Source organism: Amycolatopsis orientalis (assembly GCF_000943515.2).
In the GTDB taxonomy this organism is placed as follows: Bacteria; Actinomycetota; Actinomycetes; order Mycobacteriales; family Pseudonocardiaceae; genus Amycolatopsis; species Amycolatopsis orientalis.
The window spans coordinates 2,251,844-2,274,791 of record NZ_CP016174.1 but is presented as its reverse complement, the minus strand read 5'-3'; the positions used below and the strand labels follow the sequence as shown (position 1 = coordinate 2,274,791).

General features: G+C 66.7%; 16 protein-coding genes. 6 read left to right on the top strand and 10 right to left on the bottom strand.

Annotated features, from left to right (window positions below; all coding sequences use genetic code 11):
* Entirely contained in the window at nt 1–1,191 is a 1,191-nt protein-coding gene (locus tag SD37_RS10265; RefSeq protein WP_044850996.1) for a helix-turn-helix transcriptional regulator, read from the top strand.
* A 273-nt stretch (nt 1,192–1,464) separates the two neighbouring features.
* Here the strand turns inward: SD37_RS10265 and SD37_RS10260 are convergent, their stop codons facing one another.
* Genes SD37_RS10260 through SD37_RS10245 form a run of 4 tightly spaced genes read right to left on the bottom strand, consistent with a single transcriptional unit; the run spans nt 1,465 to nt 6,696 of the window.
* Nucleotides 1,465–3,693: an SDR family NAD(P)-dependent oxidoreductase gene (locus SD37_RS10260; protein ID WP_044850995.1), complete on the bottom strand. Its 2,229-nt coding sequence runs from the start codon at nt 3,691–3,693 to the stop codon at nt 1,465–1,467.
* 8 nt (nt 3,694–3,701) lie between these two features.
* On the bottom strand, nt 3,702–4,376 hold the full coding sequence (locus SD37_RS10255) for an O-methyltransferase (RefSeq protein ID WP_044850994.1): 675 nt from the start codon (nt 4,374–4,376) through the stop codon (nt 3,702–3,704).
* The gene (locus SD37_RS10250; RefSeq protein WP_236725320.1) at nt 4,373–5,191 is read right to left on the bottom strand and encodes an L-tyrosine 3-hydroxylase; all 819 of its coding nucleotides are present in this window, start codon (nt 5,189–5,191) and stop codon (nt 4,373–4,375) included. Before SD37_RS10250 ends, SD37_RS10255 begins: the two co-directional genes overlap by 4 nt.
* A complete protein-coding gene (locus SD37_RS10245; RefSeq protein ID WP_236725319.1) occupies nt 5,176–6,696 on the bottom strand; it encodes an HAL/PAL/TAL family ammonia-lyase in 1,521 nt (506 codons plus the stop codon). The genes SD37_RS10250 and SD37_RS10245 overlap by 16 nt, the downstream gene beginning before the upstream one ends.
* Before the next feature lie 300 nt (nt 6,697–6,996).
* On the opposite strand from SD37_RS10245, the gene SD37_RS10240 reads away from it, so the two are divergent.
* Nucleotides 6,997–7,947 (top strand): ATP-grasp domain-containing protein, encoded by a 951-nt coding sequence (locus SD37_RS10240; protein WP_044850993.1) that lies wholly within the window; start codon nt 6,997–6,999, stop codon nt 7,945–7,947.
* Between the two features lie 149 nt (nt 7,948–8,096).
* Here SD37_RS10240 and SD37_RS43650 read toward each other — a convergent pair whose 3' ends face one another.
* The gene (locus tag SD37_RS43650; RefSeq protein ID WP_236725504.1) at nt 8,097–8,282 is read right to left on the bottom strand and encodes a hypothetical protein; all 186 of its coding nucleotides are present in this window, start codon (nt 8,280–8,282) and stop codon (nt 8,097–8,099) included.
* A 6-nt stretch (nt 8,283–8,288) separates the two neighbouring features.
* Between SD37_RS43650 and SD37_RS10235 the strand changes: the two genes are divergently transcribed.
* Nucleotides 8,289–9,227 carry a sedoheptulose 7-phosphate cyclase gene (locus SD37_RS10235; RefSeq protein ID WP_335622506.1) on the top strand — a complete coding sequence of 313 codons (939 nt, stop codon included), beginning with the start codon at nt 8,289–8,291 and terminating at the stop codon, nt 9,225–9,227.
* Here SD37_RS10235 and SD37_RS10230 read toward each other — a convergent pair whose 3' ends face one another.
* Nucleotides 9,228–9,992, bottom strand: coding sequence for an SDR family NAD(P)-dependent oxidoreductase (locus SD37_RS10230; protein WP_256376590.1), 765 nt, complete (start codon nt 9,990–9,992; stop codon nt 9,228–9,230).
* Nucleotides 9,993–10,136: 144 nt separating this feature from the next.
* On the opposite strand from SD37_RS10230, the gene SD37_RS10225 reads away from it, so the two are divergent.
* Both SD37_RS10225 and SD37_RS10220 read left to right on the top strand, forming a co-directional pair.
* Nucleotides 10,137–11,306, top strand: coding sequence for a M24 family metallopeptidase (locus SD37_RS10225; RefSeq protein ID WP_044850991.1), 1,170 nt, complete (start codon nt 10,137–10,139; stop codon nt 11,304–11,306).
* Nucleotides 11,303–12,058, top strand: a complete 756-nt coding sequence (locus SD37_RS10220; RefSeq protein ID WP_044850990.1) for an HpcH/HpaI aldolase family protein — start codon at nt 11,303–11,305, stop codon at nt 12,056–12,058. Before SD37_RS10225 ends, SD37_RS10220 begins: the two co-directional genes overlap by 4 nt.
* A 332-nt stretch (nt 12,059–12,390) precedes the next feature.
* Here SD37_RS10220 and SD37_RS10210 read toward each other — a convergent pair whose 3' ends face one another.
* Entirely contained in the window at nt 12,391–12,777 is a 387-nt protein-coding gene (locus tag SD37_RS10210) for a hypothetical protein (RefSeq protein WP_044850988.1), read from the bottom strand.
* A gap of 417 nt (nt 12,778–13,194) precedes the next feature.
* Here SD37_RS10210 and SD37_RS42525 point away from each other — a divergent pair, with 417 nt between their 5' ends.
* A complete protein-coding gene (locus tag SD37_RS42525; RefSeq protein ID WP_145926575.1) occupies nt 13,195–13,422 on the top strand; it encodes a hypothetical protein in 228 nt (75 codons plus the stop codon).
* Nucleotides 13,423–13,634: 212 nt separating this feature from the next.
* On the opposite strand, the gene SD37_RS10205 is transcribed toward SD37_RS42525, so the two are convergent.
* From SD37_RS10205 to SD37_RS10195, 3 genes are read right to left on the bottom strand one after another with little or no spacing between them, the layout of a single operon-like run.
* Nucleotides 13,635–18,587 (bottom strand): SDR family oxidoreductase, encoded by a 4,953-nt coding sequence (locus SD37_RS10205; protein ID WP_044850987.1) that lies wholly within the window; start codon nt 18,585–18,587, stop codon nt 13,635–13,637.
* A 21-nt stretch (nt 18,588–18,608) separates the two neighbouring features.
* A complete protein-coding gene (locus tag SD37_RS10200; RefSeq protein ID WP_083254920.1) occupies nt 18,609–21,581 on the bottom strand; it encodes an SDR family oxidoreductase in 2,973 nt (990 codons plus the stop codon).
* Nucleotides 21,578–22,831 carry an acyltransferase domain-containing protein gene (locus SD37_RS10195; RefSeq protein ID WP_044850985.1) on the bottom strand — a complete coding sequence of 418 codons (1,254 nt, stop codon included), beginning with the start codon at nt 22,829–22,831 and terminating at the stop codon, nt 21,578–21,580. Before SD37_RS10195 ends, SD37_RS10200 begins: the two co-directional genes overlap by 4 nt.
* Between the last annotated feature and the right edge of the window lie 117 nt (nt 22,832–22,948).

Here is a 22,948-nt window from a genome sequence, read left to right as displayed (position 1 = left end):
ATGACGCTGGAGCACGCGGGACCCGATGCGCCTGGTTGCCAAGCCAGGACGGCGTTGGAGATGCTCTCGCGGGGGACCGATCGGCTGGGGACCGCCTCGCAGGCGGAACTCGTGTTCACCGACAAGGCCTGTTCGCAGGATGTGCGCTGCGTTTGGCACGGGATGACCATTCTCCTGCGTGCCGGTGAACTCGAGAGCGCGGACGAACACCTGTGGAGGCTGGAGCACGATCGACGGGGTTGGTGGGACGATCACGTCACCTTGATGCGGGCCGAACACGCGATGCACGCCGGGGATCTGGTGGGGTCACGGGCGGCTTTGGCACGGCTTACCGCTACAGCGCTCCCCGAAAGCCTGCGCGACCTCGCACTCCCCTGCTACCTCGAAGTGCTCGTCGCGGTCAACGAGGCCGAGCTGGCGAACCAGGTCCTTCGTCAGCACGACTTCGATCTGCTTCAACGGAAATGGCCGACCCTGTACCCTCTGCTACTGGCAGTACGCGGCTGGCTTCATCTGATCTCAGGACGGACGGAGCAGGCTTACCGGGATTTGCGCAAGTGTTCGCGGCTTCCCGCCACCGAGGTGGCAGCCACGTACTCGGTCGCACGCCGCAGAGGTGTGCTCGCCCTGGCGGCCGCCGCCACCGGCGAGCACGAAGTCGCCCTCGCCGCGGCCACGCAGGAGTACGAGGTCGCGAAGGCGTGGCGGTCCCACGCCCATCTGGCGTGGGGGCTGTATGTCCTCGAGATGATCGAGGACTCCGATCAACCGTCCGACCGCTTCAGAGATGCCATCGACCTGCTGGAACTCGCCAGATCCCCGTCCGGCATCGCGACCGTCTGTTACGAACAAGGCAAGAGACTGCTGGCATCCGGTGAGCACAGCAAAGGAAGGGCTCACCTCCTCCGAGCCGAAAAGTCGGCTCGGAGGATCGGTGACGCGGTCTTGACGGAGAAGATCGAGAAGCTGCTCTGCGAACTCACCAATTCGGAACAGCGAACCCCGCTGACCATGCAGGAACTGCGGATCGCCGAATTGACACAGAATGGCTACAGCAACAAACAAATAGCCGATCGTCTGGTCCTGACCGTGCGTACGGTCGAATTTCACCTTTCCAATGTTTACCGGAAGCTCGAGATCCCCGGGAGACGCGCGCTGGCCGCCGAAATCCTGCCGTCACGACTGAACTGAAGGGCGCTTTCCCCGCACCGCATGACGCTGTCGGGAAAGTCGGATGGCGGTGACACCGGAGTGACTGCCGGCGGCGACCAAGTGTCCTTTAAGGACTTAAATCGTGACCCTTATGACCGTTTTACCCGCGAATATCCTGTTATGGAGGTCCGTGAAGGCCTCCTTCCCTACCTTGAGAGTAGGGAAGGAGGCCTTCACGGACTTGACGAGGGAAGATCACCGAACCCGCCACCACTTTCCCAACAGCGTCATCGCATGCGGTGAAAGTCCCCCTCACCCTTCAGCACGGCGGACAGGCCGGGAAATCACGTCCTCCACGGACACATAGCCGCCGTTCAGGTGATCCGCCGCTCCGGTGACGACGGCGACCAGCGCACCGGCAGCGTCCTCGGTGGAGGTGAATTTCCCGGCTTCGCGGGCTTTCAGTGTCCACGCGAGGATTTCGTCCTCCCAGTGGACACCTGTCCGACCACGGTCCAGATGAGCCCTGGTGATGCCGGCGTCCACCAGTCCCGGGTCGAACGCGACCGAGACCCGGCCGGTTTGGCCGAGTTCTCCTGCCAGACTGGCGGTCAAGGAGATCAAAGCCGCTTTCGACGCCGCGTAGGCGCTCGCGTTCGGCCAGCTGGTCCGGCCGGCCCGGCTCACCACGTTCACCACCCGACCGGTGAGCGCGGGGGTCACGGCCCTGGTCACGATCGCCGAACCGAACAGGTTGACTTCGACCGTGCGCCGCCACTCCCGCTCGTCGACCATCGACAAGGGGCCGGTCGGACCGGGGATACCGGCGTTGTTGACCAAGACGTCGAGGCCGCCGCACTCATCCAGCATTCGGGTGACGCCGCGGTTCACGTCAGCCTCGTCGGTGATGTCGAACGCCACGTGTGTAGCGGTTCCACCGGCCTCATGGATCTCGAGGACGGTCTTGACCAGGGCATCCTCATCGCGGCCGGCGACGATCACGTTCGCGCCCGTGGCGCCCAGTGCGAGGGCGAATATCCGCCCGAGCCCGCGCCCTCCGCCGGTGACCAGCACGCGCACAGCCGGTGGCCGCACCCGTTTACCGGTAGAGGATCGCGGGATCGCTTGGACCCGTTCGATCGCCCGCACACGTTTGTGCGGAGCGACCCGCTCGGCGACGTATGAGGTGATAGCCGAGAGCGCGACGCTCTCGGCGAGGACGACGAAAGCCTTCGGAATCTCGCCCGCGACCGCGTCGGGCACACCCACGACGTGGGCTTCGGACACGGCGGGGTGGCTCGTCACCACCTCTTCCAGCTCCGCCGGTGAGACCTGATGGCCCTTGTACTTGATCAGGGCCTTCGCTCGCCCCGTGATCCGCAGGAAACCGTCCGCGTCGCGGGTCACCAGGTCACCGGTACGCAGCCAGCCGTCCGCGTCCGCCGAACCCGGGGCGATCTGCGGTCCGCGCAACCACAGTTCGCCGGACTCGGTCCCGTCCTCGGAACCGAGGAACTTGACCTCGGTGCCCGGAACCAGTACGCCGGTGGAACCCTCCGGCACCTCCACACCGTCCGGGCTGAAGCTCACGCACCCCGCTTCGGTCATCCCGAAGCCCTGCACCACCGGCGTGCCGAGGGCCTGGGCACAGCGGGCCCCGTCGGTCGAGGGAAGTGGCGCGCCCCCCGAGACGATCGTCCGCAGCGACGGAAGCGGCCGTCCGGTCTTTCCCAGCTCGGCGATGACGCTGGGGACCAGATAGGCCAAGGAGACCCCTTCTTCCGTGACGGTCCGATGGAAGTCTTCGGCCGAGAACGGGGTGGCACCGATCACCAGGGTCGCCCCGGCCCGCAGTGACGGGTTCATCGCCATTTGCATTCCGTAGACGTGCCGCAGCGGCGGCACCGACAGCACCACGTCGTCACCGTGTACGCGGTGCAGGTGGTCGATCTGGCCGAGGTTCGAGGTGAGGTTGCGATGGGTCACCCGGACGAGTTTCGGCACGCCTTCGGTACCGCTTGAACTCATCAGTACCGCTGTGCGATCACCCCCGGGTGGGTGCTCCGACACCGGTTCGGCCGCGATCGCGTCTTCCCAGGCCGTACCTCCCGGAGTCGACGCGCCGACGCAGACGACCGGCAGCGCGGACTCCGGCGGTCCCAAGGCCGGTTCGGCGATCAGCGCCTTCGCGCCGCTGGAGTCGATCGTGGCCCGCCAGCGGTCCGGGGTGTCCCGCGGGTCGAGCGCGAGCACCGCCCCGCCCGCCGCCAGGATCCCGTGATAGGCGATCACGAATTCGGCACTGTTCTCGGTCAGCACCACCACGACGTCGTCGTCGGTGATCCCGGTACGCCGCAGCCAGCCCGCGAGCCCCGCGACGGCCGCCCGGAACCGCGCGTATGTCCATTCGCGGCGGGAACCCCGGGAGAGATCCACTATCGCGAGATGATCTCCCTTCGCCGCGGCGGACCGCACGACGTGATCATGGAGATTCACGCAGGCGTCCACTTCCCACGCCGCGACCTCCTGTGCCGTTTCCACGGATCTCCTCAATTCTTCTTGCGTGCCAGGGTCAATCCGTCCGCGACGGTGAGCATGACCGACTCGACCCGGTCGTCACTCAGCACGTGCTCGTTGAACGCGCGGATCGCGCGGGCGTTGCCTTCGGCGTCGCGTGACGCCGCCTCGCCCGCGTAAAGCACGTTGTCGGCCGCGATGAGTCCGTTCGGCCTGATCCTCGGTACCAGCGCTTCCCAGTAGCCGATGTAGCCGACCTTGTCCGCGTCGATGAACGCCAAATCGACGAAAGGCTCGTCGGGAAGCTTCCCGAGGGTCTCCTGCGCGGGCCCGACCAGGGTTTCCACCCGGTCGGCCACGCCTGCCTTGGTCCAGGCGCCGACGGCGATCTCCAGCCAGCTGTCGTTGATGTCGCAGGTGATCACCTTGCCGTCCGCACCGACCCCCTCGGCCAGCGCGAGCGTCGAGTATCCGGTGAACGTGCCGACCTCGACGGCGACGCGCGCCCCGGTGAGCCTCGCCAGCAAGGTCAAAAGTGCGCCCTGTTCCGGTGGAACCTGCATCTCCGCCACTCCGCCCAGCGCGAGTGTGGCGTCGATCAGCTCCCGCTGGACGTCGGTGAAGGGCGGCAGCTGGGCACGCACGTATTCGAGCACTTCGGGGGTGAGCAAGACCGCCTTCTCCGGCTGTGTCCCTGCACTCGTCATGCGTTGACTCCTTCCAAGAGTGTCGCCTCGGCGATCGAGACAACGCGGCTGATGTGCTCCGGCAGGTCTTCCTGGAAACGGTTCACCACTTGCCGGTCGTAGATTTCCGTCACCGGGTTCAAGCGTGCGTCCGCGATGATCGCCGAAATCCGTGCTCGCAGAGCAGCCACGAAACCGGCCACGCAGTTCGGGGCCCGGTCCATCAGAAAGAAGTCGTCGACGATCTCCTGCTCCTCCTCGGTTGGCGCCTCGTGGACGTCGTGGCCGGCATCCCGCAGAAGAGACTTTCCGATCGGCACCAGGCGATGGGCGACCGTCATGTGCACAAGCCGGTTGAACTTCAGCGCTTCTTTCAGCGTCGAGCCGCTTTCGGGAACGAATTCGGACAGCTGCGCGGTGATGTGGCGATAGTCGCGCGCCCACGTACCGCTCATCGCCGGGTGCCGCGCCATCATCCGGGGCCGGATCACCGTGGCATAGACCGCCGGTGTACAACTGCCGGCATAAAGAAGCAAGGCCGAGTAGGCGTCGAAGAGGGCGGCGGCCTCGTCGGTGTCGCGACGATCGAGCGCCGAGGACAGCAGCCGCCAGGCCACGAAGGATCCGTGATGGCCGAGAATCCAGCGGTACCAAGCGAACTCGGCCTCCGAGCCGGAGGGCGGTGGTGGCACGGGCTGCACGTTCAGCGCCGCCGGGCAAGTGGCCGCACGCTGGCGTGGCAGCGCACCCGCCGGGATGGCACTTTCCGCCTGACACGGACCGAACTCGTCGAGCGGCAGCGGAACGACGAGCCGAGGGATCACCGGTACGACCATGGCTTCGTCTCCACCTGTCTGTCGAGCACGTCCGCGGCGATCCGGATGTCCTCGTCGAGCGGCCGGTCGTGGATGATCGGATCGATCCGTTCGGACAAGGCGGCCACCAGGTCGGTGCAGCGCGAAGCGGTCGAACCACGATTGTCGAGGTGAGCGGCCTGCCGCAGCGCGACTCCGAGGGCCCCATGCAGCAGGCGTAGCTTCTGGGCCTGCTCGTAGGCGGTCACCGCCGCCTGGGTGCCGAACGGGACCACGTCCTGGTTGTGCAGATTGGTGGGCAGGCTCTGCATGGCCGCCGGTGTGCAGGCCCGCCGCATCGCCGCGACGAGCGAGGTCGACATCACCTGCAGGCCCTGGATCGAGTGCTGCCTGCCCGGCTCGGAGGCGAGCATCGGCGGCCGTCCGCCGTTACGCCCCGGGTCCACCAGCATGTCGATCTGACGCTCCGCGAGGTTGCCGACCTGCGTCACGGCCGAGCTGAGCAAATCGGAGGCGAACGCGGAGGGCTGGCCGAAGAAATTGCCACCGTGGGCGACGAGATCCTCGTCCTCGAAGAACAGCGGGTTGTCGCTTACTCCTCGCAGGTCGTGCGAAACCGTCTCGATGGACCACCCGATCGCCGACCGTGCCGCTCCCAGCAGCTGTGGTGTACAGCGGACGCTGTAGGGCTCCTGCAGGGGCCGGTCCGGGGACGGCGTCGTCCCTTCCAGCCACCACGCCAGTTCCTGTCCGGTGGTCGCGACATCGGGGTGGCCGAAGGCCTTCAGCAGAGAGGGTGCGACGAACGCGGGCGTGGCACCGAGCAGGTCGGCGAGGACCGCGGTCAGCGCGGTCGCGACCTGGAGCGAACGCCGTGCGGACAGCGCCGCCAAGCCGGCCGCGGCCGTCGTCACAGACGTGCCGTTGACCAGGGCCAGTGCGTCACGGCCGTCCAGTTCCAGTGGTGTCAGCCCGGCGACGCCCAGCGCGTCCCGCGCGGGCATCCGCTCGCCGTCGACGTAGGCGTGTCCGACCCCGCGCAGGCTTTGGACCGCGTGGGCGAGCGGCACGAGATCCCCGCTCGCCCCGACCGAGCCCCAGATCGGGATGACGGGCGCGAAACCCGTGGAAAGCATCCGGCATAGCGCATCCACCGTGGACAGAGACGCGCCGGACAGCCCATGAGCCAGCGACCGGGCACGCACGAGGATCGACGCTCGCGCGATGGGGATCGGCAGGTCGGCCCCCTGTCCGACCGTGAGATGCTGCAGGACGTTGTCGCACTGTTCGGTGGCGCTGTCCCGTCCTCCGAAGACGACCAAGGGGCCGAAGCCGGTGGTCGCGCCGTAAACGGGCCGTCCATTGCGGCGGAGCACACCCTCGACGAACTCGCGCCCGCGCGTGACTTGCGCGATCGCATCCTCCGACAACTCGATCGTCGTCGGACGTCCGATGAGGTCCAGCTGCTCCAGCTCGAACGGAGTGGAAGGGTCAAGGACTATGGCTGCGGTTTCAATCGGGCTCATCTGATCAGTCGCCCCTAGCGCTCTCGAAGTGGTCCCTGACCAGATCTTCTGCCAGGATTACCGGCTTTCGCGCAGATCCGCGCGTTTCGTCCAAGGCGATTGCCCGAACAGCCTCACCGGGCCTGTCGGGCGGGCTTTCGGTGTAGCTTCACGCCGAACGAGACGCTCCTGACCGCCCGCCGAAGCCAAGGTCCGAGCGATGTTCCAGTTCGTGGAATCGGGGTTGCAAACCGCTTCCGCAGGTGAACACCTTCGCCGTTCGCCGAGCAAGGCGATCATGAACATAGGGAGAGGCAACCCGTGGACATCGCACTCGTGACCTCCGGCGCTTTTCCCGGCAAAGACTGGTCCGACCGGGACACCCCCTTGCTTCAAGCCTGTCTGGAAGAACAGGGATGCGGCACGCGGATCCTCTACTGGGACGATTGCGCCGGCGTGGACTGGACCGCCTTCGATCTGGTCGCCGTGCAGTCACCCTGGAGCATGTGGCTCAAGCTGGATCAATTCCGCGAATGGGTGGAATCCCTGCACAGCCAGGGTGTGCGACTGGCGAACCCGTATCAGGTCATCGTGGGCGGAATGAGCAAGGAGTACCTGCCGCTGGTCGAGCAGCACGGAGCCAGGACCATCCCGACCACGGTCGTCCGGCCAGGCGAAAGCCTCGGCACGGTCGCGGCGGAGGCGATCGCCGGCGCGGAACGTGACTTCGGCGAACGAGCCGTCGTCGTCAAACCCATCTCGTCCGGAGGCACACTCGGCGCCGCGCGGGTCACCGACGAGCGCGAACTGGTCGCGAAGCTGGCGGACTTCGATCGGGCCGGGGTGACCGCGTGTGTGCAGCCCTACATCCCCAGCATCGACTCCTTGGGCGAACACGGGATCATCATGATCGACGGCGAATTCTCCCACGCCATCACCAAGGACGCCATTCTCTCGGCGGGGCGCGCCGGGACACAGTTCCATCCGAACGCCCGCGCGGGCTATGCCTCACACAGCGAGGATGGCGCCGATATCGACGCCACCTACGAGGCCTATTTGAAGACCGTCCCGGTTCACCCGGTATCGGTACGGCTGGACTTTCTCCGTCATCCCACCACCGGCAGGCTGCTGCTGTTGGAAGTCGAATCGGTCGCACCGGTGAAGTTCTTCCATCTCTACCCGGCCGCGGTGGCACGCTATGCCCGGTCCCTGATCGCCGTCGCGGCCGAGCGCCGAGCCTCGTCCGGACTTGACCGGGCAACTTTCGCTTGAACTCACAAGAAGACCAGGGGGCGAAAATGCCTAATCCATCGAGGTATCACGAAGGCTCGCCGAGCATCATCGCACCGCCTGCGCAGCGGAAGCCGATCAGGAGGAAGTTCAGTCCCAACGCCGGGAATCCCTCTTGGCACGTCAAGGCCTCACAGCCGGTCAACTACGAGGTACGACTGTGCCACCGGGTCTTCGATCTGCGCCGCACCGACCTCCTCGAGGCCGGCGGCCCAGGCGATGGCCGAGCTCGCCGCTTCGTCGTGGTGGACGAAGCCGTGGACAGGGCGTACGGAGCAGAACTCCGGCAGTACCTGGATCACCATGACGTCACGCACGAGATAATGGTCGTGCAGTCAGGTGAGGTGCGCAAAGAAGTCGATATGGTACTGCGTCTCGTGGAGCGGCTCGACACGTTCGGGATCGATCGAAGACGTGAACCGATCATCGTCGTGGGTGGCGGCGTCCTCATGGACATCGTGGGACTCGCCGCGAGCCTCTACCGGCGCGGCACACCCTTCGTGCGTGTCCCGACGACCCTGATCGGTCTGGTCGACGCCGGGGTCGGGGTGAAGACCGGAGTGAACTTCAACGGCCACAAGAATCAGCTGGGCACCTACGCGGCCGCGGAACTCACCTTGCTCGACCGGAGCTTCCTCTCGACACTGAGCCGCCGTCACATCAGCAACGGTCTCGCGGAGATCTTGAAGGTCGGTTTGATCAAGGACGAAGCACTTTTCGGCCTTCTCGAGCGCCACGGCCGGCTCGTCCTGGACGAGAACTTCCAAGGTCTCTCACCCGAGGGAGACGGTGCCGCCACCGCGATCCTCGAAAGGGCGATCAGCGGCATGCTGGAAGAACTCGAACCGAATCTGTGGGAAGAGACGCTGGAACGCAGCATGGACTACGGTCACACCTTCAGTCCCTCGGTCGAAATGCTCGGCCTTCCTTCGATGCTTCACGGTGAAGCCGTCTGTCTCGACATGGCACTGAGCACCGCGCTCGCGTGCGGGCGCGGACTCATGAACGAGGACGAGTGCGGCCGTGTGTTCGCGGTGATGTCCGATCTCGGCCTGCCCACCTGGAGCCCCTTGCACACGCCGGAGGTGCTCGGGCGGGCCCTCCACGCGACGGTCCGGCGGCGCGACGGGCAGCAGCGGCTGCCACTGCCCGTCGGCATCGGGAAGACCCTGTTCGTCAACGATGTCCGCACCGGGGAACTGGCCTCGGCCATCGCGTTGCAACGGGAAATGGCCCTGCGCGGTTCCCTGGAAGCAGCGTGACTACCACAAGGTCTGGCCGCCCTCGATCGCTAGGTTGTGCCCGGTCATGTAGTCGGAGACCTCGCCGGCCAGGTAGACGACAGCGCCCTGAAGATCGGCGACCTCGCCCAGGCGTCCGGCCGGTATGTTCGCGACCCATTCGTCCACCAGGGGAGCGAGCGCCTCGGATTCCTCGATCAGGGCGGTCCTGATGATTCCCGGCGATATGCAGTTCACCCGGATCCCGCGGTCGGCCCATTCCGCGGCCAGGGTGCGGGTCAGACTCACCACCGCGCCCTTGGAAACGTTGTACGACACCTGTTTCTGGGGGTGAGGAACTATCAGCGAAGCCATCGACGCCGTATTGATTATTTTTCCATATCCATTCGGGAACATCGCCTTCGCTTCGTGCTGACAGGCGATGAACACGCCCCTCAAGTTGAGGTTGTGCACCATGTCCCATTCGTCGAGCGTTGTTTCCTCGGCCGCCGAGTTGAGGTTGATCCCCGCGTTGTTCACCGCGATATCCAGCCGGCCGAACGTCTCGACCGTGGTACGTACGAAGTCTTCGATGGAACGTTCGTCGGCGGCGTCGCCGTGGACCGGGATCGCTTCCGCGCCCTTGTCCCGCAACTCGACGGCGACCTCCGCCGCACGCTCCGCGCTGAGGTCGACGACCGCGACCTTCGCACCCGCCTCAGCGAGGGCATGCGCGAAGGCACGGCCGATCCCCTGTCCCGCTCCGGTCACCATGGCGGCCCTGCCGGTCAGCCGGAATCGGTCCATGATCGATCGGCCCGCGGAAGTGGCCTGCGCGCCACCGGATGATTCGTTCATATCTGCACTCGATTCTCGATCGAAGGGTGAACTGCCCGGTCGAACTATACCGAGACGCCGCGCTTTTCCACAGGAATTTCTTTGAGGAGTGTCATGGACCTGCCTTTCGATCAGAGCCGCATGGACGCGCTCATGGACAATTCCGGCGCCGAGGCGATGATCGCCACCACTCGCGTCTCCATCCAGCACTTGCTCGGCGGATACCGGTATTTCTTCTTCGCCAATTTCGATGCGATCGGCGTGTCGCGGTATCTCCCGGCACTCGTCTACTTCAAGGGCGCACCCGAGAAATCCTTTTACGTCGGCTGCGGTAATGAGGAATGGGGGACCTCCGTTTTCCCGCTCTGGGTTCCCGACGTCCGACATCTGTCCTGGTCGAGCGTGGACACGGCCCACTCGATCGTCGACGGGTTGCGGGAGCGCGGGCTCGAGGGAACGACCATCGCCCTGGAGAAGGCTTTCCTTCCCTTCGATGCCGGCGAAGTGCTTCGAACCGAGCTGCCGGGGGCGACCTTCGTGGACGCTCATCCGATCCTCGAAGGTGTCCGCGCGGTCAAATCCGCTCAAGAGCTCGATCTGGTGCGGACCGCTTCGATCGGGATCATCGATTCCATGGCGGCCACCTTCGCCGCATCCCGTCCAGGTGAAACGAAGGCTGAGATCGTCGAGCGGTTTCGCCGGGAACAGACCGATCGTGGACTGGTGTTCGACTACTGCCTGGTGTCGTGCGGCAATGAGTTCAACCGCGCGCCCTCGTCGAGAGTCTGGCAGGAGGGTGAACTGCTTTCACTCGATTCCGGCGGTATGTACCAGGGGTACATCGGCGATCTGGCCCGGATGGCGGTGGCGGGTGAGCCGACCGGTTTGATGCGGGATCTGCTGGCCGAGGTCGAAACGGTGCAACAGAGTGTGCGCGCCGCGGTGGCACCCGGCAGGCGGGGTGGTGATGTCTTCGCCTTGGCGGACAAGGCGCTGGCCGAGTGTCCCCACGCGAGCGAGATGTTCTTCGTCGGCCACGGCATGGGCCTGATCACGCACGAGGTACCTCGGTTGACCGGCACCGGCCCGGTCCCCTACCCCGCCGATCACGCGGAAGCCCCGCTCGAACCGGGGATGGTCCTGTCCTTGGAGACGACACTGTCCAATCCCGAAGTCGGCATCGTCAAATTGGAGGACACGCTGATCGTCACGGAGGACGGCTGGGAAGCCCCGGGTGACGAGGCACGTGGCTGGAACCGTCCGCTTCCGGGCGGCACACGGTGAGTCTGCGCTCCCGCGTCGTCGACGGCGAGCCACTACTCGGCCTGATCCTCAAGATCCCGTCTCATTCCGCGGTGGAATTGGCCGGGTATCTGGGTTTCGACTTCGTATTGCTCGACACCGAGCACGCGTCCGCCGAGACGGTCGAAGTGGAACACCACGTCCGGGCGGGCGACGCCGCCGGTATTCCCCTGCTGGTGCGTGTCGCCGGAAGCGACCCTTCGTCCGCGCTGCACGCGCTGGACGCGGGCGCGGCGGGCATCGTCGTGCCCCATGTGTCGACTGCCGCCGACGCCGAGGCGGCTGTCCGCGCCGCGCACTACCCGCCCCGGGGGACCCGCAGTCTCGCGGTGAGTACGCGGGCCGGCCGCCACGGCACCTCGACCCTGGACGAACATTTGGCCAGAGCCGCGAGCGACACCGTCGTGGTGGTTCAAGCCGAAGACCGGCACTCTGTCCGGAACTGCGCCGCGATAGCCGCGACCGAGGGCGTCGACGCCGTCTGGATCGGCCCGACCGACTTGTCGCTCTCGCTGGGCATACCGGGGGATTTCGAGCATGCCGAGTATCGATCGGCCGTGGACCGGATCACCGAGGCGGTGAAGTCCGCGCCTCGGTGTTCCTTGTGCGCCCTCGTGCATCGGCCCGAGCAGATCAAGGAATGGCGAAAGCGCGGGGCCGGCATCCTCCTGTTCAACTACAACACCGTGGTGGTGGACGGTTTGCGGGACATCGTCGACCGCGCCCGGCAATAGCGGGGTGTGTTACCGGTCAGTGGCAACCACTTAATCATGTTCATGCCACCACATCTCGAGCAGGCGATCAGCGCGGCCGGTCGGTGTGGGAGCCGTGCCGCTGTCGTGCTTGGAGGCGGATCTCGCGTGATCGGACGCCGAACAACGCGAGATCCGCTTCCAAACACGTGAGTCCCGTTTCCACGGTCCCACGAAGACGACACGTTCGGCTTTCGGCTCAGAACATCGGTACTCGGTGAAAATGCCGGTCGCCATCGACGACCAGATCCGCGGCATCGTCCCCCAGTTTCCTCGGCTCAGCCGAGGGAGGGGGCCTTCACGCGCGAAGACGACTATCGTGAGTTCGAGTGCAAGACTCGAACCGCACCGTCCAAAGAGGTGGGCCATGCCTTGATAACGGCCTCCCATGCCCACCTCAGTGGAACCCGTCCGGCCAGCAGCAGAAGCGGCGGATCCCCCCATCGGGTCGCCACGACGGAACCGACACGGTCCGGCTCACCGGAGATCGGCACGTCGTCCGGCAGGAAGTCCAAAGTGTACTTCTGACCACTGACGGTCAGATCGTCCCACAAGCCCGCCGCCGCGCAGGTGAAGCTGCGCACACCACCGCGAGCGTCGCCCGGACAGGGCATCCGCGCGTAGGGATACGCGACGTTGTACTCGCCGATGGTTTCGAACACCACGAACGACGCGTTCTTTTCCTGGTACGCCACAACCATCGGCCGAGCATAGAAGCGACGGCCGCGGGACGCGGAAGGCTGTGCAGGTTCTGCCCGAAGTGGACACCCGTCCTGACCTAGAACACCAGAAGTCCCGATCCGGATGGGCCGAAGGCGGATGCGGACGGCGCGGCAGGCGAGGCGACGGCTCAACCATCTTCGGCTTCGGGTCGAGTTCGACGGAGGGGCCTGCGACCAGCGCGGTTCTGTTCGATGCCAAGAACAGGTGTGGCCTGCCCTTGGTCCATCTCGGTCTTATGGCCGGTAGTTATTGATCTCCACATCTCCCGCTCATGAGTGAAAACCCGACAAGATCGAGGTGTTGGGACAACTTTTCGCGTAGGGGCAGTACGTCATGACATCGTTTGATTCACACAGGGATCATCGCCCTGTGCTTGTCGACACAACGGAGAGACAATGATCAAGAAATCACTCGCCGGAATTCTGCTGGCCGTCGCAGCGTTGGCCATGGCGGCTCCCAGTGCCTCCGCCACGGAAGAAATGGTTTCTCGCGGAACTTACCCCAGTCAAGCGGTGGCGGAGGCAGCCTGTGAAGGTGGAATCCGGGACGGTGCGTGGGATCTGTGCCGCTACCGCATGGCGAATCCGCAGTCCGGAACCGTTGAGTTGCTGACCAATCGCTGATCGGCACCTGGCGAATATCGGCGCCGCGATCACCAACCGGCTGGAACATCATCACGTTCGCCAGAGGCGGCCAGGTGGTGTTCCAGCCGTCGGTCGCGTGTCGTCCATCTGATCACGTGTGTCGTCCCTGAAGTCACGCGAAACCGCCCGACTGCAGGTAATTCGGCTCGCCAACGCGGCGCCGCCAGCACGACGCGAAGGGGCCCGTCAATTTAGTAGTCGATCCCATGGAGCTCCAGCACCGCACGTCCGTCCAGAACCGCGCTTCCCCTGGACGTACCGGTACGCACGAACCTGGCTCCCCGGCATCCCGGAGTGGCAACGAGCCTGGCGATCCGCAGTTCGTCCGGGAGCCGCCCCACCGGTGCGGCGGCCGCGAGAATCGCGGACAGCGCCGGATGTGGCAGGCACGCCGCCGGGGTCGGCGTTCCGCACCACAGATCCTCGTCGGCGTGGGCTCGCACCGCTGTCGACGGCCCCTCGGGAACGGAGGACGGCTCCGGCGGGCGCTCACCGTACTCGAGCACCGCGGTCGCCACCGGGCCGAAGTCGCCGGTCACGGTCACCCGCACTTGCCAGACATTGTCGGCCCATCCGCCGCAGGCATCGAACTCCAACGCCAGCGATTCGCCTTCCGGCCGCAACCGGGCGAGTCGTACGTCCACATCGGACACCGAGAGCAAGTGCTGACGCGGGTGTCCCTCCGGGCGCACCCAGTCGGCGGCGGCGAGGACGTACTCGAGGAGCATGGGCACCGAGAGCTCACCGTCACTCAGGTGCGGGTGTTCGGCCACGAACCACCGATGGCTGGCCCGGAATCGTTCGTGCTCGACGAATCGGTCGACCTCGCCGAGGAACGCCAGTCCGGTGTCCACCCGGAGCCGGTCAGGACTGCCCGCCGGCCAGGCCATCGCGCGCAGTTGATGCGGCCGGGACATCACGCCGAGCCTGCCGAAGTAGCCGGACTCGCCGCTGTGCCCGGTATTTCGACTCACCTCGGCCATTTCGGCGAGCCAGTGCGTGGTTCCCTCCACCGGGTCCATTGTGGAGCCGTACCGGGCGGCGCCGAGGTAGTGCACTATATTGCCGGTGCGTTCCCAGGTCGGCCAGCTGACCGTGTGGATCGGCACACCAGTGCGCCGTGCCGCCCACAGTCCGAGCCTGCTCAGCGCGCCACTGCCCGCCGCGTACGCGGTGTGCCCGACCATTCCGCCGCTCGCCGACATGGACCCCGCACAGGAGACGAAGCGCAACGGCCGCTCCGTGGACGCGCGGGCCGACACTGCATCGAACAGGGTGGTGAAGCCGGTGACCTTCACCTCGACCGCCCGCACCACCTCCTCCGGCGAAAGCCGCGAAAACCGGACTCCTCGGTAAGTGGCGGCGTTGTGCACGAGCACGGTCGGACTCCGTTCCAGCCCGGCCACCAGCCGCTCGACCTGATTCCGGTCGGTGACGTCACAGGGTTCATAGCGGATCAGCGCCCCACGGCCGGCAGCGGCGGCGAGGTTGGCCAACGCCGTCCGTACGAACTCCGCGTCCTCGACGGCACGAAGGCCTTCACGCACGCCACTGGCTGACCCTGCCGCTTCGAGCAGCCGTGACTTGCGCCATGCGGAGAAGCCGGCATCGTCCAGCTCCGCACCGGGTCCGGTCAAGGGGCGCCTGCCAGTCACCACCACGTCCGCCCCGAGCCGAGCAAGTTCTTCGGCCAGTGCGAACCCGACACCTCGGCCGCCGCCGGAGATCAGCACGCAATCGTCCGGGCCCACTGGCGGCTCAGAAGTGGGGTCCGGAAGCGAGGCGGTGATGAGAACGCGCTGAACGTGACGGACGGAATCGCGATAGCCGACCTCCTGCTGTCCGGGCAGACCGGCCTCGATGTCGAGCACCCGGACGATCTCGGCGGGGTCGGCACGGTCGAGATCGATGCTTTTGGTGACGAGCCCGGGCAGCTCGACCATGAGGTTCCTCGCCATCGCTCCCCAGGCGCCTGCCAACGGCTGCGGCACTTCGGTACCGGATCGGCCGAACAGACCATCACCATGGCCGACCGTCAGGTACTGGAAACGGTCCGCCCGCGCCGAGCCCAGCCAGTGGTCGTAGACCGCCTGGAGCGCGGCGGTGGTGGTCGAAAGTGCCTCCCTCCACGCCCCATCGCCCAGCTCGTAGTCCGGCAGACCGGTGAGTGTGAGGTCGACGATGACGTCCCACTCGGCCGCCTCCGCCGACAACTCGTTCACTCGCACGGCCGACCCGGCCGAGGTCACGATGGCTCCGCGGGCCGTGAGCCGCTCCATCACCGCTTCGGTCGTGGGTGTGTGCGCTCCCAACAGAAACACTCTTCGCCCACGGAGACCGCCGGAGACCGGTTCCATCGGGCACGGCACCGGCTCGGTCACCCAGCGCTGCACCGGCCGGGAGAACGAGGTCGTGTCGTAGGCGACCAAGTGTGGGCGTACGGCCGGTTCGTTCTCCTCACCGTCTTCGGCAGGCCGGATTTCCGGCGGCGTCGAAGGAACGGGGTGTTCGTCGAGCGTCCGTACCAGCCCGCTTTCCTGGTGCACGTAACCCAGCACTTCGCCGGTCGCACCGGCGATCCGCAGGACGAGCCGCCCGTCGGCGGCGAACACCGCGCCCCAAAGCCCGGTGTCCGGTCCGGAAGTGGCGCGTAGAGTCAGCTCCTCCCCAGCCAGCGCGACGTCGTTGAGCCCGCCGTAGAAGTCGATCCGACGGACCGCTCGCGGCACCGCTACCGGGCTCCATCCGTCCTGGGCCGTCGTAGCCATCACCTGCGCCAGTGCGTCACAGGCCGCGGAGGGCAGTGCCGCGTGCTCGAACCACCGGCCCACCTCGCGGGCGTCGAGCGTCATTGTGGCCAGCTTCCCCTCAGGACCAGCCTGGACCTGGTTGTTCGCAGCGAAGATCCCGGACAACTCGATGAACGGGTTCGGCAGCTGATAGGGATTGGCCAGCTCCTGTGCTCCGGCGGCACGCGGAAGCCGATCCGCCGCCGGTCGCGGGCACTCGCGTGGCCGGTCACGGAGCACCACCGACATCCGGCAGTGCTCGCGGTCAGTGGCCAGCACCGTCCCGTCCGGAGCCACCACGTCGGTCAGGATCCGGACCCGCACCAGGGTTTCGCCGTACTCACCCGGCACATCCTCTTCGATCTCCGCCACGATCTTCTTCCGCTGTGGTCGCGCCGAAGACCGGAAGACGCGGATGAAGCGGTCCAGAACGAGGTCTCGCACGCCGACCGGCACCCGTCCCGGCACCAGGGCCTTCGCCGCCTGCGCGGCGAGTTCCAGTGCGACCATCCCCGGCACGGTCGGATGGCCGCCGACCAGGTGGTGCTCCAAGTACGAATCTCGACCGATGTCGAAGTCCCGGTAAGCGGAAAGGTTCCGAGGGCCACGCTCGACGATCTCGTCGAACGGCGGCTCCGGTTCGGATTCTCGTTCCGCGGCCGCCCAGATCGCCGTCCGCCGCGGACGCCGCTCGCCCATGACGCGGCGTTCCACCGCACCGAAGTAGGCGAGGGTGGGCACGGCTTCCGTCCTGCTCAGCTCGGCGAGGAAGTGTGCGATGCCCTCCTCCACAGGCATCCGCGACAGATGCCGGTCGAGGACCTCGGCCACGAGTGGTTCGGTGGATCGGGTCGTCCCGTCCCACAGGCCCCAGCCGAAGGTGGTCTCGACCGTCCCCTCCGAGACACCCGCGGCGGTGTAGAGGAAGTCGTTGGCCGCGGCGTAGTCGGTCTCGCCCTGGATGCCGAACAATCCGGCCCCGGACCCGGCGTTGACCCAACGTAGTGGTGGCTTTTCGGCGAAAGCATGTTTGAGCGCGTGATAGGTGTCCACCTTGATGTCCCGCACGGCGCGGAAGTTCTCCAGCGTCTTCGCGGGCAGCTCGGCCGAGCGGATCAGCCCGGAGAAGTTCAGCAGCAGATCGACCGGTCGTCCGCCGTGCGTCGCCAGGAGTTCCTCAGCCACCTGCCGCACCTGAACCGGATCCCCGGAGTCGCACACGTGGTAGTGCACCTTGCCTTCGCCACAGAGCGCCGTGAGACGGGCCAGGGAAACGTGCACCTCCCGTGCCTGGGAGAGCCTTCGCAGCCTGGCGTTGACCGCCGGGACTCCCCCGTTCTCGCCTCGCGCGGCTGCCATCAATACCGCCCGGCGACGGAACCGGTGCGCTTCGTCGTCCTCAGTCAGTTCTTCGTTCTCGTAAAGGGAAAGGTCATTGGTGCCGAGGATGTGGATGACGGGACGGCAGGTCTCGGCGAGGGCGAGCAAGGTGACCATGCCGATACCCCGGCTCGTACCGGCGCCGAGCACGATGGCGTCCGCACCCAGTACCGGCCCTCGCGCCGGCGGCACCGGGGCGAGCCGCGCCCGCTGCACCCAGCGCTGGCGATCGCCGAGTACGACTCCCGGCAGGGCGTGCCACACGCGCATCTCCTCGGCCAGCTGCGCGATGGCCGCGCCCGCCTCCGCGGCGGTCAGGACCACGCAGAAGCGTGCCGTGGTCAGCACCGGCTCCAGCTCCAACGCCTTGACCAGGCCGGTGAACAGGCCCGCATACGGGTGAACCGCACCGTTCCCGTCTGCGCCACCGGCGAGGGCGATGCCGTACGTCTCCAATCCCACGGCGGCTTTGGCGGTCAGGAAACAGGCATCATGCAGCCGGCGTACGGCCGCCGGAGCGGATCCGCGCGCGAGCCAGTCGCTCCACGGCTCCAGGGTCGCGAGAACGCGCACGTGACGGTAGGACCGCCCGGCCAGCATCGCGAGCAGCTCCTCGCCGTCGGTCAGCCGTCGGCCGTCGAGCCACCAACCCGTGTCGTCGCAGCGGAGGACGACCGCGTCTTCCGGCATGGCCTCCGGCACCGGCGCGTGCTCGTCGAGGACCACCAGCGTGCCGGCGGGGAACAGCGGTCCGGCCGGCAGTTCTCGTCTGCGCTCCTCCTCCTGCCAAGACAGCTCGTAGCGTTGCAGCACGGTGTCCGGCATCGACGGCGAGCTGACCCGCAAGCGAGCCGTCCGGCCGTCCGACTCGCGGGCGATGAGCTGCTCGGATGCCTTGCCTGCCAAAACGTCGAGCAGCTCGCGCGCCCCCTCCGCGCCGTAGAGACGAGGAACGCCCCGGTCCCGAATGGTCATGACGTCTCCCAGCGATCTGCGTCAAGGTTCGATGTGAGCGAGCGCGGGAAGAGACCATTCCCGGGCCTTCTGCGACGACGTGACGGCGAAGAGGTAGGCGCCTTCGGCCTCGTCCGTCTGTTCCGACGACCGGTTCCGGAGTGATCGGATCCACGCCGGGTGCGGGTTGGCGCTCACTCCCCCGACCAAGGCCAGCTCCAGGTCACCCACCTCGAGGAACCGGGCGGCGGTTTCGAAGGACCGCAACAGGGACGCCTCTCCCGCGTCGACCACCAGGTTCAGGCCCCGCAGATCGAACTGGTTGGCGATCCGTGAAGCGATCACGTTCGGCATCACCCCTGGCTGGGTGTCCGCGCTGATCGCGGGCCAGGTGCGGTCCACCTCCGACCACATCTTGTCGAGGAAGTCCGCCACCGCGGGCGAGGCTTCCTCGCCCACCGCGGCGCGGATGTCGTCGAAATGGACTCTCAGTTGGGCGCCGTGCATCGCGGAGGTCTGGCCCATGACCCCGAACACGACCCCGGTGTGGTCGCTGTGTCGCGCACACAGTTCCCGCACCGGCTCCGGCAGCCGCGACATGCATTCGAGTGCCAGCAGCTGCGCCCGGTCGATCCGCCTCATCATCGGTGGCGGCAGCGCGACCCCGGCTATCGGGTGAACCGGATAGACCGAGCCGAAAGATGTCTCGCCGTCGGCCGGCTCACACGCCGACCAGCCGATCACCACCAGGGGCTCGGCCCGGGCGGGCTCCGGGGCGGTGGCACGCGGTCGCCACCGCGCGGGCAGGTATTCCGAAACCACGGCCGTCGCGTTCGTACCGCCGAAGCCGAAGGCGGCCACCGCGCCGGTCCGCGCCCGATCACCGGGCCGTGGCCGCCAGTCCGCGATCTGTCGCGGCACCTCGATCATCGATGTCCGCTCCGAAACCCGGGCGGGCAGGCGTTCGAATCGGTGTTGCGGCGGAATCCGGTCGTGACGCAAGCACAACAGGAGATGGATCAACGACACCACACCGGCGGGCCAGCCGGTGTGCCCGATGACGGACTTGTTGGACACGACGGTGACCGGCCTGTCGGCCGCGTACACCTCCGCGAGACCGAGCAGTTCGGCGGTGTCCCCCGCGGGGGTACCGGTCGCGTGGGCGATGACGACGTCGACCTCGCCCGGGCGGGCACCGGCCTTGGCCAGCGCTCGCCGGGCCGCCATGACCTGGCCCGTGGTGGCGGGTGCGTTGATGGCTTTACCCTTGCCATCCGCGGAGAGACCCACTCCACGGACGACGCCGAGAACCGTGTCGCCGTCGGCCAGTGCCCGGGACAGTTTCTTCAGGACCACCAGGCCCGCGCCGTCGGAGAACAGCACACCGTTGGCTTTTTCGTCCAGCGAACGGACTTCGCCGGTGGGCGAGAGGCCGCCCATCTTCGAGAAGGCGACCATGTTGGTGACCTGCATGACCGCCGAGCCACCGCATACGGCGACGTCGCAGCGCCCGGAGGTCAGCTCCCGGATGGCGCGGTCCAAGGCGTACAACGACGACGAACAAGCGGTGTCCACCACATGCACGGCGGAGTCGCCGGGAAGAATCCCCTCGATCGCCTCCTTGGCGATGGAATGCGGCAACGACCGTCCGGCCTCGCCACCGCCACGCCGGAACCGGTCGAGGACACTGCGCTCCACCCGGCCTTTCTCCTCGGCGGTCAAGCCTTTCGCGTGTGGTCCGCCGAGCGCTTCCCGCACCGCGGACACGACCTGCGTCTCGGACAGGTGCTGGCTGCCGTCCGCGGTGAGCCCGACGCAAAAGGCGACGCTGTCGCTCGGACCGATGCTGGTGTGCTCGAGAGCCTGATACAGGCTGTGCCGCAACCACAGGACGCTGTAGTCGGTCGCCGTATCGTCCGGTGCCTCGGCCGCGAGCCGGGGATGCGGACGGAAGCCGGTGATGAGCCCGGATACAGGTTGTTTTCCCTTGTCGGGCACGTCCTCGCGATCCGGGCTGAACGCGGCGGTCACCCACCGATCCGGAGTGGCTTCGGTGAAGAGCTTCGGCCCTTCGACCAGCACGTCCCAGAACTCGTCCGGACTCGACGCACCGGGAACCGCCATCCCCATCCCCACGACGACGACCGGGTCTTCGGTGCTTGCTTCGACCTCCGACGGTTCCATCGGAAGTGGAGGACTTTGCGGCGTCGCCCAGGTTTCGGTGCCCTGCCCCGGCAGCGGACCGCAGACCAGGTCGGCGCCGCCGTCGGCGCTGATCGTCTGCCCGGTGATCCATCGGGAACGGGGTGAGGCGAGAAAGGCGATCAGCTCCGCGAGCTCGTCGGCCTTGCCGAGCCTGCCGCCCAGTGGTGTCCGCGAACGCATCGCCGAGGCGAATTCGGGAAAATCTGGGAACATCCGGCCGCCCGCGGTGTCCAGCAGCCCACCGGAGGCGGTGTTGACCCGGATTCCGGCCGGCCCCAGTTCCACCGCGAGGTACCGGGTCATCGCCTCGAGCGCCGCCTTGGTCACTCCGATCGCGAGATAGTCCCGCATCACCGAGCGAGCACCCACCGAAGACACGTTGACCACGCTGGCCCGGCCGCTCGCGGCCAGCAGCGACCGTGCCCGCTGCACGCAGCGCAGCGGGGCTTTGACGTTCATCGTGAGGGCACGGTCGAAATCCTCCTCGCTGATCCCCGCCGCGGTGCCGAAGATTCCGAGGGCGGCGTTGTTGACCAGGATGTCGAGACGTCCTTCGGCCGCCCCGATTTCGTCCACGATCCGTCCGACGTGCTCGTCCTTGGCCACCGAACCGCGCGCGAGCCGGACGTCCAGCCCCTCCGCCGTCAACCGCCCGACGATCTCTTTGCCTCGCTGAAAGGAGTGGAAGCAGTTGAGATAAACCACCGCCCCCCGGCGCGCGAGCAGGTCCACGACAGCGGAGCCGACCCCTCCCGCGCCACCGGTCACCAGGGCCACAAGGCCCCGTAGCTCCCCCTCCGGAGGAATCATCTACTGCCACTCGTCACGTAGTCGGTGACCTTGGCGAGGGTATCCAGATCGGTACTGCGGAACCCCGGCGCCGGCGCGGGCAGGTCGAACAGCATCCTGGCCTTGGTCAGCAACTCCGTCTGGCGCATCGAGTCGACCCCGAGGTCCGCCTCCAAGGCGGCGTCCTCGGTCAGTACTTCGACCGGATACTCCAGAGCCTCCGCATACAGCTCCTGCAGGCGGGAGAGGACTTCGTGCCGACCCTGGCGCGGCTTCGGCACCGGCATCCCGGCCTGAGCCGTCACCGGAATCGGCAGCCGCGGTCGAGGAACCGGAGCGGGCTGCTCGATGTTCACCAAAGTGGTCACCGCGGACGCGAGCGGAAAGGCGGCACGGACCAGTTTGGTGAGCGTGTCACCCGCGCCCAGTTCCACGAAATACCGTCTTCCCTCGTGATAGAGGCCCAACAGCGTTTCACGGAAAAGGACCGGATGAGACAGATGGAGCCCCAGCAAAGTGGCGAGGTCATCGTCATCGCGGTACCGGCGGCCGAGGATCGGAGAGTGGACCGGTGTGGTGAATGGTGCCGTCTTGTACTCGGCGATTTTCCCGGCCAGCGCCCGTCCCGCCGGCACGAGAGCATCATTGTGGAATCCGTAAGGGGACGAAACCTCGCTGACGCCGATTCCGATCGCTTCCGCCACCGCACGTGCGGTGGCCAGCTCTGCCGAAGGCCCGGACAGCACAGTCTGCTCGGCGGCGTTGTCGACCGCGAGAGCCAACCCCGGCCTTCCCAGGAGCGAAAGCAAGAGTTCGCTCCTGGCCTTACCGCACCGTAAGGCCAGCATCGCCCCTTCCGCGGCGAACGAACGCAGGACATCGCCTCGATCGCAGACGATCGAGGCACCGTCGGCCACCGAGTAGGCTCCCGATGCCACCAGGGCCGCGATCTCGCCGAAACTGTGCCCTACCAACAAATCCGGACTGGTGCCCTGGGTCGCGCGCAGGCGATGAGCGGTGACGGAGACACCATAAATGGCCAACTGGAGTTCGTCGGGATGGCGCTCGAGCATTTCCGCGAGCGAAGGCGCCTCTGGAGCGAATACCACCGAACTGACCGTGCGGCCGGTGCGGAATCGATAGACCTCGTCGATGGTGTCGAACACCTCGCGCACCGTTTCCTCGCCACGCTCCCATGACTCGGCGAGTGTGCCGGGGCGGTAGGCTCCTTGGCCGGGAAACAAACCGACTTCATTCTGTCCGAGATTCATCGTCCGAATCTTCCTTCCGACCGACGCGCGTACCGCAAAGCAGGAAGGCGCGAGACCTTCGATGGTCGGACGGTATCGGACAGCTCTCCACTCCACAGCGATCCATGCCCGAAGAGC

Excerpts from the sequence above, each read along its gene's own strand:
- SD37_RS10265 (WP_044850996.1), top strand. The coding sequence starts at position 1 with ATGACGCTGGAGCACGCGGGACCCGATGCGCCTGGTTGCCAAGCCAGG.
- SD37_RS10255 (WP_044850994.1), bottom strand. The coding sequence starts at position 4,376 with ATGACGAGTGCAGGGACACAGCCGGAGAAGGCGGTCTTGCTCACCCCC.
- SD37_RS10250 (WP_236725320.1), bottom strand. The coding sequence starts at position 5,191 with ATGGTCGTACCGGTGATCCCTCGGCTCGTCGTTCCGCTGCCGCTCGAC.
- SD37_RS10245 (WP_236725319.1), bottom strand. The coding sequence starts at position 6,696 with ATGAGCCCGATTGAAACCGCAGCCATAGTCCTTGACCCTTCCACTCCG.
- SD37_RS10235 (WP_335622506.1), top strand. The coding sequence starts at position 8,289 with ATGGTCGTGCAGTCAGGTGAGGTGCGCAAAGAAGTCGATATGGTACTG.
- SD37_RS10230 (WP_256376590.1), bottom strand. The coding sequence starts at position 9,992 with ATGGACCGATTCCGGCTGACCGGCAGGGCCGCCATGGTGACCGGAGCG.
- SD37_RS10225 (WP_044850991.1), top strand. The coding sequence starts at position 10,137 with ATGGACCTGCCTTTCGATCAGAGCCGCATGGACGCGCTCATGGACAAT.
- SD37_RS10210 (WP_044850988.1), bottom strand. The coding sequence starts at position 12,777 with ATGGTTGTGGCGTACCAGGAAAAGAACGCGTCGTTCGTGGTGTTCGAA.
- SD37_RS42525 (WP_145926575.1), top strand. The coding sequence starts at position 13,195 with ATGATCAAGAAATCACTCGCCGGAATTCTGCTGGCCGTCGCAGCGTTG.
- SD37_RS10205 (WP_044850987.1), bottom strand. The coding sequence starts at position 18,587 with ATGACCATTCGGGACCGGGGCGTTCCTCGTCTCTACGGCGCGGAGGGG.
- SD37_RS10200 (WP_083254920.1), bottom strand. The coding sequence starts at position 21,581 with ATGATTCCTCCGGAGGGGGAGCTACGGGGCCTTGTGGCCCTGGTGACC.
- SD37_RS10195 (WP_044850985.1), bottom strand. The coding sequence starts at position 22,831 with ATGAATCTCGGACAGAATGAAGTCGGTTTGTTTCCCGGCCAAGGAGCC.